This window comes from Allobosea sp. P1_B10 (assembly GCF_056406735.1).
The window spans coordinates 581,960-590,403 of the sequence record NZ_JBFTZP010000002.1; the positions used below are offsets into that span (position 1 = coordinate 581,960).

Here is an 8,444-nt window from a genome sequence, read left to right on the forward strand (position 1 = left end):
CCTGCGCGGAGGCTGCACCCGGACAGAGGCACATGCCCACGAGCAAGACGCGGCGGGAAACGCCCGAGGGCCGGTTCCCGCCGGCGGTCATCAGCCCATCGCGGCGGCGACGGCGTCGAGCGCAGCCTGCGCCTTGTCGCCATCGGGGCCGCCGGCCTGCGCCATGTCGCGCCGTCCGCCGCCGCCCTTGCCGCCGAGCTGTTCCGAGGCCACGCGCACCAACGCGACGGCATCGAAGCGCGCGGTCATGTCCTCCGTGACGCCGACCACGACGCCGGCCTTGCCATCCTCGGCCACGCCGATGATGGCAACCACGCCTGAGCCGATGCGGGTCTTGGCCTCGTCGGCCAGGCTCTTGAGGTCCTTCATCTCGACGCCGGTGACGGCGCGCGCCAGCAGCTTCGTGCCGGCGATCTCCTGAACGGGATCCTCAGCGGCGCCGCCGCCGCCCATGGCGAGCTTCTTGCGGGCGTCGGTCAGGTCGCGATCGAGCTTGCGGCGCTCCTCGATCAGGGCTGCCAGGCGGCTGCCGGCATCCTGGACGGGGACCTTGAGCAATGTCGCCAGTTCCTGAAGGCGGCGGGAATCGAGGTTGAGCTGCCGGCGCGCCTGGGCGCCGGTCATCGCCTCGAGACGACGCACGCCGGCGGCGACGGCGCTTTCGCCGACGACGCTGACAACGCTGATGTCGCCGGTGCGCGCGGCGTGGGTGCCGCCGCAAAGCTCGATCGAGAAGGGCTTGCCTTCATCCGTTGTGCCCATCGAGACGACACGGACCTCATCGCCGTATTTTTCGCCAAACAGCGCGCGCGCCCCCGAGGCGATGGCCTCGTCGACGCTCATCAGCCGGGTCGTGACAGGCTCATTGCGCAGCACGATGGCGTTGGCGATGTCCTCGACCTGCGCGAGCTCCGCATCGGAAATCGGCTTGGGGTGCGAGAAGTCGAAGCGCAGGCGATCAGGCGAGACCAGCGAGCCCTTCTGCGCGACGTGGTCGCCAAGAACAAGACGCAGCGCCTCGTGAAGCAGATGGGTCGCGGAGTGGTTGGCGCGAATTGCGCCGCGGCGTCCACGATCGACCACGAGTTCGACGGCCGCGCCGCGCTTCAGTTCGCCCTGCTTGACCGTGACGGCATGGGCGAAGATGTCGCCGAGCTTCTTCTGGACGTCGCTCACCTCGGCGAGCGCGCCTGCTGCCCGGATCGTGCCGGCATCGCCCAACTGGCCGCCGGACTCGCCGTAGAACGGTGTCTGATTGACGATGACGAAACCGCTCTCGCCCTCCTTCAGGCTCTCGACTTCGGCATTGTCGCGGATAAGGGCGGTGACAACTCCCTCGGCCGTCTCGGTGTCGTAGCCGAGGAATTCGGTCGCGCCGACGCGGTCGCGCAGCGGGAACCAGAGCTTTTCGGTGGCGGCCTCGCCGGTGCCCGACCAGGCGGCGCGGGCCTTGGCCTTCTGCTGCTGCATCGCGGCGTCGAAGCCTTCGATGTCGACCGACACACCCCGGGCGCGCAAGGCATCCTGCGTCAGGTCGAGCGGGAAGCCGTAGGTGTCATAGAGCGTGAAGGCGACGTCGCCCTTCAGGCTCTGCCCGGAAACCAGGCCCCTGGAGGCGTCGTCGAGCAGGTTCAGTCCGCGCGCCAGCGTCGTGCGGAAGCGCGTCTCCTCGAGCTTGAGCGTCTCGGAAATGAGCGCCTCGGCGCGCAGCAACTCGGGATAGGCCTGGCCCATCTCGCGGGTCAGGACAGGCACGAGCCTGTGCAGCAGCGGATCCTTTGCTCCGAGCAGCTGGGCGTGGCGCATGCCACGGCGCATGATCCGCCGCAGCACATAGCCGCGGCCTTCATTCGAGGGCAGCACGCCGTCGGCGATGAGGAAGGCCGAGCAGCGCAGATGGTCGGCGATGACGCGATGGCTCGCCTTCATCGGTCCGTCGGAAGCGACCGAGGTCATGTCCGCGATGGCGCGGATCAGCGCGGCGAACAGGTCGATCGCGTAATTGTCATGCGTGCCCTGGAGCACGGCGGCGACGCGCTCGAGGCCCATGCCGGTATCGATCGACGGGCGGGGCAGGTCGGTCCTGATGCCGCCGGCCGCCTCTTCATACTGCATGAAGACGAGGTTCCAGATCTCGATAAAGCGATCGCCATCCTCGTCGGGGGAGCCAGGAGGTCCGCCCGGGATATGGTCGCCGTGGTCGTAGAAGATCTCGGAGCAGGGTCCGCATGGGCCAGTGTCGCCCATGCGCCAGAAATTGTCCGAGGTCGGGATTCGGATGATCTTGGAATCCGACAGCCCCGCGATCTTCTTCCAGAGCGTGTGCGCCTCGTCGTCCTCGGAATAGACTGTGACGGTGAGCTTGTCCTTGGGCAGGCCGAACTCGCGCGTGACCAGGGTCCAGGCATGGGTGATCGCCTGTTCCTTGAAGTAGTCGCCGAAGGAGAAATTCCCGAGCATCTCGAAGAAGGTATGGTGCCGGGCGGTGTAGCCGACATTGTCGAGGTCGTTGTGCTTGCCGCCGGCCCGGACGCATTTCTGCGCAGTGGTCGCGCGCGAATAGGGCCGCTTTTCCTGCCCGGTGAAGACGTTCTTGAACTGGACCATGCCCGAATTGGCGAACATCAGCGTCGGGTCATTGCGCGGCACGAGCGGGCTCGATGGCACGACCTCGTGGCCGTTGGACTTGAAGTAGTCGAGGAAGGTCGACCGGATCTCGTTGACGCCGCTCATCGCAATGAAAACTCTGGTTCAGGACGGGCCGGGTTCATCCGGCGATATCAGGGTTTCTAGTCAGGCGGCTTGATCCTGTCGAGAGAGGCTGTTGCGGAAGCTCTCCGGCCAAAGCCTTGCCACCGAACGAAAACGGGCGGCCCCGAGGAGCCGCCCGCCTGTCTTGGAGATCGCGACCTGATGCTCAGGCCTGGCCCTCGTCGAGATCGTCATCGGTCGGCGTGGCCTCGTCGAGGATACGCTCGGCGACGAGGCCCGAATTCTGGCGGATGGTCGCCTCGATGCGTGCGGCCATCTCAGGGTTGGCCTTGAGGAAGGCCTTGGCATTCTCGCGACCCTGGCCCAGTCGCTGGCTGTCGAAGGAGAACCAGGCACCCGACTTCTCGACCATGCCGGCCTTCACACCGAGGTCGACGAGCTCGCCGACCTTGGAAATGCCCTCGCCGAACATGATGTCGAATTCGACCTGCTTGAAGGGCGGCGCCACCTTGTTCTTGACGACCTTGACGCGGACCTGGTTGCCGGTGGCCTCGTCGCGATCCTTCAGCGTCGCAATCCGGCGGATGTCGAGACGCACGGAGGCATAGAACTTCAGTGCGTTGCCGCCCGTGGTCGTCTCCGGGGAGCCATACATCACGCCGATCTTCATGCGGATCTGGTTGATGAAGATGACCATGCAGTTGGAGCGCGAGATCGATGCGGTAAGCTTGCGTAGCGCCTGGCTCATCAGGCGGGCCTGGAGGCCCGGCTGCACGTCGCCCATCTCGCCCTCGATCTCGGCGCGCGGCGTCAGGGCCGCCACGGAATCGACCACCAGCACGTCGATCGCGCCGGAGCGCACCAGCGTGTCCGTGATTTCCAGCGCCTGCTCGCCGGTGTCAGGCTGCGAGATCAGCAGGTCGTCGAGATTGACACCGAGCTTGCGGGCATAGACGGGGTCGAGCGCGTGTTCGGCGTCGACGAAGGCGCAGATGCCACCCTTCTTCTGCGCCTCGGCGATGGTGTGCAGGGCGAGCGTCGTCTTGCCCGACGATTCCGGCCCGTAGATTTCAATGACGCGGCCTTTGGGCAGGCCGCCGACGCCAAGCGCAATATCGAGCCCGAGCGAACCCGTCGACACCGTCTCGATCTCGATCGCTTGCTGGTTCTTGCCCAGCCGCATGATCGAACCCTTGCCGAAAGCACGTTCGATCTGCGAGAGCGCTGCGTCCAGCGCCTTGGCCTTGTCCATCGAGGAGCCTTCCACGAGCTTGAGATTTGCCTGATTCACGGTGCGGCTCCTTATGGCAGGGGCGCTGCGACTTCTCAATGCGCGCCATGAGAAGAAGTGATCATGATTTGTTCTCATGCGCAAGTTCTTTTTTTGTTCTCATAGGGGGTATAGCGATAGCCATGGGCTTGGACCGCTTCTGACCAGAACAGACGGGGGACATCATCCCGCGGGGGGGGGGGGGCGGTACCAATATTTCGGTTTTGGCGGCGGCTCGCCGAGTGGCGCCTTACAACTCGTCTGCCCCGCTGGCCGGAAAGAGTTTTTGCTCGACCAGTTGGCTCTCAATGCCATCTGCGCTGACGCTTGCTTGCAAAAGCATCGAGCCTGGTGCAAACCCATTCAACCATTCTCGAATAAGAACTGCCGGGTATGCTGGCAGATGATGGGCCTGCCTCAGCCATCCACGCGAGCAGGCGACAAATTTCCGCATGCCGATCTATCAATTCGTTCGTGAAGCTGCCCCTCTCCTCCTCACGCTTAAGTCTAGCATCTGCCAGAGCCCAACGGCGCTGCTTCTCCGCACGAATGCGGCCCTCTTCCTCCCGCTTCTCGCGGCCGACTTTGCGGCTGGCGAGGATCCGCTCCCCCCATCGACGATCAACGGAATAACGCCCTCAAGCCTCTGCTTTTTGCTGTCCGCCCATTGGCGCCGCAGACCTCTATCCAACCGGATATCTCGATAAACAGTTGGCCGGTCCGCTTGTGAAAAGTCTCCGGATAGCTGCGTCCGTATCGGTGGGATGGCCTCGGATTGCCTACACGGTTGTAGCGTTGAATTTCCCCATCGCGGCGTGCTGCCTGGGCAAGGTCATGCGTGGTGGGCTCATACGACATGCAACGCGTGACTTCGCTCAGAGAAAATTCGACATCATCGTTCGCGATGGCGACACGCATTCGCTGGCCTGTCGGGTCCAATGCCAGACCTCGCTGCTCAAGCGCCCTGGCCAGCAAGTCCAAAATCGTGATCGTCGGTTCAACGGATGCGATGGCGACGGCAATCCCGCATTCTCCCTCTCCTACCGCCTTTGCAACATCGTCGGTTTGGGAGCTTTTCTTTCTTAGCGTCTGAGCGGTCCGCCTCACGGTGGAGCGGAGTTCAGTAAACTCCTTGGGGGCTTCCTCGGGCCCTGGGTTGTGGATTTCCGGCGTTTTCTCCTGCCGTTCGATCCGCTCGGCTCTTCGGCGAATGATCACGGCGCGGATCGGCTCCGGCGTCGCATCAATGCCAATTGGAATTTCGATGGCATTCAATTTCGGATCGGCAGCCTCGGCGAAATAGGTTTTCTTGACGCTCTGCCCGGCTGCGATCCTTGCCCAATAGCCGCGTTGTGGGGTTGGAACGCGATGCCGATTACAGATCTTCGCAAGACCAACGTCGGATATGCCGAACTCCTCGGCGAGGGTCGTCAACGGCTTAGACCAAACCAAGTCGTACAAGGCTCGTCGGGTCAGCTTCATTAAACGGAATCGCGATTTGGGACCAGCGCCACCGGCCTAACCGCCAGAGGCGCACGCGCCGGTGAACGAGCCGACGTCGATGCTATTGGTTCAGGAGCCTGCACCCCGGCAAAACGCGAGTACACAATCCGAAATCACAGGACGTTGCCTTTATTTTGCATTCGAAACCACGACCACGTGTGATTTTCCCCCAATACAATCGCCATCACGTAAAATCGAACCTATTCGTAGACGAAACGCCAGGGTCTTCCAGGCCGATCAGCGCGACGAACCCGATCATCTGCCCCAAGGCGACCCCTTTTGCGAATTGCTCGGATAGATGGTCTGAAATGCCCACCCCCTCGTAGAGAGCCTCGAAATAGTCAATCTGTGACTGGAAATGCGCCTGCTGAGCCAGCGTAGGGGCGCGGCCAAAGACGGACTGGTAGGCTTCCCCGATGAAGACAGCCTCGGATTGTTCTCCATATTTTGCGCTGAACTCCGGCGTTTCGGCAAAGGCCCGCCCGAAAGCCTCATAGGGGCCGAGCGCCGGGTTCGCGACACCAAGTCCCTTGTAATATTCGTACTGCGAATTCGCGAATTCGTTCAGGGACTGCAGCTTGCTTTCACTCGGCACAGAGCCGGTGAAAAACGCAAAGACAGAAGCGGATGCCCTGGATTCATTGAAACCATCATCCGGCGTCGGATCGGCTATCACAACGGGAACGAAAGCCGCGCTCTCCGGCGGCGGATTTTCGGGAGGCGAGCCATTGCCGCCGTCTATTCGAGCGAAATAGATCTCAACGCCGCCATCCTTGCCAGGCCGCTGTTTCGCTTCTCCAGCAGTTCCAGCCCCCCTGGCGATCAAGGCGATGTCTGCATCACCGATCTTGAAAGCGAGAGTCTGCCCAGAATAGGTCAATTCACTGAGCGACCCAATCGCATCCTCGACATGGATATATTCACCGAACTCCAAATCGGTGACAGTATCACCGTCAAGCTCGGCAGCAGTACCGCTGAAAACGTCAACACCACCCCCGCCTGTGAGAACATCCTGACCGCCCCTCCCGGTGAGAATGTTGCTGATGTCATTCCCGACTATCTCATCATTGCCGCCGCCTCCTGTCGCATTCTCAATCAGGACGCCCTTGGCAATGGTGTACCCACCATAGACATGCGCGGCATGACTGAAGAGCCCGCCGCCCGTCGGCGTATTATCACCAGTCGCTGGGCGGAGATCGATGAAGGCGTTCCGCTGGCCGCTGTAACGTATCTCGTCCACCCCTCCGGTGTCGTAGATCGTGACCCAGGAGAGCCCGTCGTCTGGAACACGGTCGGAATCGACGATATCGTAGCGATCGTGACCAGACTTGTATGTCGTATTGTATCCGTAAAACTCTCCGAGAGCGATAATATCAAATACGCCTAGCGTACTCGTGTATCCGTAAAGGTTTTGCGAATTCAAATAGGCATTCTCATTGCTTAGTTTTATCCTGCCATCATCCTCAAAGACATAAACTGAGCGATATGCCATCGCCGAGTACATTGTATGTATGAAATCGTGATCACCGAGATTCGATGCCCCCCCCCGGCTCGCCGCCCGGAAATGGTTTCTCATCAAACGGATGGTTCAATCCGAGCGCATGGCCTATCTCATGGAAAAAAGTGTTATAATCATAGCTTCCTATGTAAATATCTTCATCCTCGGCCGAGGAAACAAGATCATATCCACCAAGTAATCTATCTGAATGGACAGACGATAAAATTTCATGATACGCAACAGCGCGCGAAGTATCAATAATTTCAATTAAATTGGGATTATCTTCTTCTAAATAAACTTCGACAAAATTTAAATCTATTACGTTCGATATTTCCAACAATACAGACCTGAATGCATTTTTTTTGCTGCTCAGTCCACGCCTTATCCCCTGAATCACTAAGTAAATACGTCAATACACGCTTTTCATCCGCGAACCTCCATATATATGAAGGTGAAAATTGCAACGCGCCTACATAGGGATCATCGCTAATATCTATTTGCTCGGCACCGGCTGCACGGGCCGGGCTCTCCGCCATTGCAACTTTTTGCACTGCCAAAGTTGTACCGGGACTGTCGGAACCGAGGCGCCCGCCCGAAGTCGCTGCAACTTGCCCCTGCGGCACTATCGCATCCCGATAGTCCAATACAAACATAGAGATCTCCAATGCAACATGCGCACATGGAACGTCATCCGTCCTGTATATCAGCGGATCGAAGTTTCTTCCCCCCCGACCATCGACGTAGTTGGTTCCGATGCTGCTGGGCTCGTTCTCATGCAGAAGACTTTGCTGCGGGGCAGCCTCACCGCGCGTTGGACCCGGGCCGGCGTGTCGCAGTCTCTCTGCCGGCTCCCCCTTTTGCGGGATCGGGACGCGATGCCGGTCACAGATTTGTGCAAGACCAACGTCGGATATCCCAAATTTCTCGGCGAGGGTCATCATCGCCTTCGACCAAACCAAGTCTTACAGGGTCTTTCGAGTGAGCTTAATCAAGTGCAATCGCAATTTCGAACTGACGCATCAGATCGTCGCGATGCGGCGATGACCGAATGGGGGAACGGCCCCCCATGGTGCCGGCCGCATGCCATTCGACCGCTAGGCCGTAAATCCATAAGCGCGTCCGGCCGATTCCAGCGGCGGCGATTTCGTGTTTCAAGCTCTGAAAGGGGAGCTTGGCGATGGGACGCTACGAACTCAGTGATTTCGAATGGACTGCGATCGAGCCGCATCTTCCCAACAAGCCGCGCGGCGTGCCCCGTGTCGATGACCGCCGGGTTCTGAACGGCATCTTCTGGGTGCTGCGGTCGGGTGCGCCCTGGGCGGATGTGCCGGCTCGCTACGGCCCCCCGACGACGATCTACAATCGCTTCAACCGTTTGGGATAAGCTGGCGTTTGGGATCGGCTGATGGACGCGGTCACAAAGGCTTACGACGGCGACCTCCAAATGATCGACACCTCGGT

At 60.5% G+C, this 8,444-nt stretch carries 5 protein-coding genes and 1 pseudogene; 1 reads left to right on the forward strand and 5 read right to left on the reverse strand.

Translation table 11 applies throughout. The features are described 5' to 3' along the window. Positions 1-90: 90 nt before the first annotated feature. The 5 genes from alaS to AC1D2L_RS07535 form a co-directional block, all read right to left on the reverse strand. Positions 91-2,733, reverse strand: a complete 2,643-nt coding sequence (gene alaS / locus AC1D2L_RS07515; protein ID WP_476845207.1) for an alanine--tRNA ligase — start codon at positions 2,731-2,733, stop codon at positions 91-93. A 184-nt stretch (positions 2,734-2,917) separates the two neighbouring features. Continuing rightward, positions 2,918-3,964 carry a recombinase RecA gene (recA, locus tag AC1D2L_RS07520; protein ID WP_476845232.1) on the reverse strand — a complete coding sequence of 349 codons (1,047 nt, stop codon included), beginning with the start codon at positions 3,962-3,964 and terminating at the stop codon, positions 2,918-2,920. Positions 3,965-4,603: 639 nt separating this feature from the next. Then, positions 4,604-5,464: a hypothetical protein gene (locus AC1D2L_RS07525; RefSeq protein WP_476845208.1), complete on the reverse strand. Its 861-nt coding sequence runs from the start codon at positions 5,462-5,464 to the stop codon at positions 4,604-4,606. 205 nt (positions 5,465-5,669) lie between these two features. Further along, positions 5,670-6,977 (reverse strand): M10 family metallopeptidase C-terminal domain-containing protein, encoded by a 1,308-nt coding sequence (locus AC1D2L_RS07530; RefSeq protein ID WP_476845209.1) that lies wholly within the window; start codon positions 6,975-6,977, stop codon positions 5,670-5,672. A gap of 284 nt (positions 6,978-7,261) precedes the next feature. Then, complete coding sequence (locus AC1D2L_RS07535) at positions 7,262-7,636, reverse strand: hypothetical protein (protein ID WP_476845210.1); 375 nt, start codon at positions 7,634-7,636, stop codon at positions 7,262-7,264. A 524-nt stretch (positions 7,637-8,160) separates the two neighbouring features. On the opposite strand from AC1D2L_RS07535, the pseudogene AC1D2L_RS07540 reads away from it, so the two are divergent. Then, positions 8,161-8,444 (forward strand): annotated as a pseudogene (locus AC1D2L_RS07540) (transposase); the annotation flags it as partial.

Excerpts from the sequence above, each read along its gene's own strand:
- alaS (WP_476845207.1), bottom strand. The coding sequence starts at position 2,733 with ATGAGCGGCGTCAACGAGATCCGGTCGACCTTCCTCGACTACTTCAAG.
- recA (WP_476845232.1), bottom strand. The coding sequence starts at position 3,964 with ATGGACAAGGCCAAGGCGCTGGACGCAGCGCTCTCGCAGATCGAACGT.
- AC1D2L_RS07525 (WP_476845208.1), bottom strand. The coding sequence starts at position 5,464 with ATGAAGCTGACCCGACGAGCCTTGTACGACTTGGTTTGGTCTAAGCCG.
- AC1D2L_RS07530 (WP_476845209.1), bottom strand. The coding sequence starts at position 6,977 with ATGGCATATCGCTCAGTTTATGTCTTTGAGGATGATGGCAGGATAAAA.
- AC1D2L_RS07535 (WP_476845210.1), bottom strand. The coding sequence starts at position 7,636 with ATGTTTGTATTGGACTATCGGGATGCGATAGTGCCGCAGGGGCAAGTT.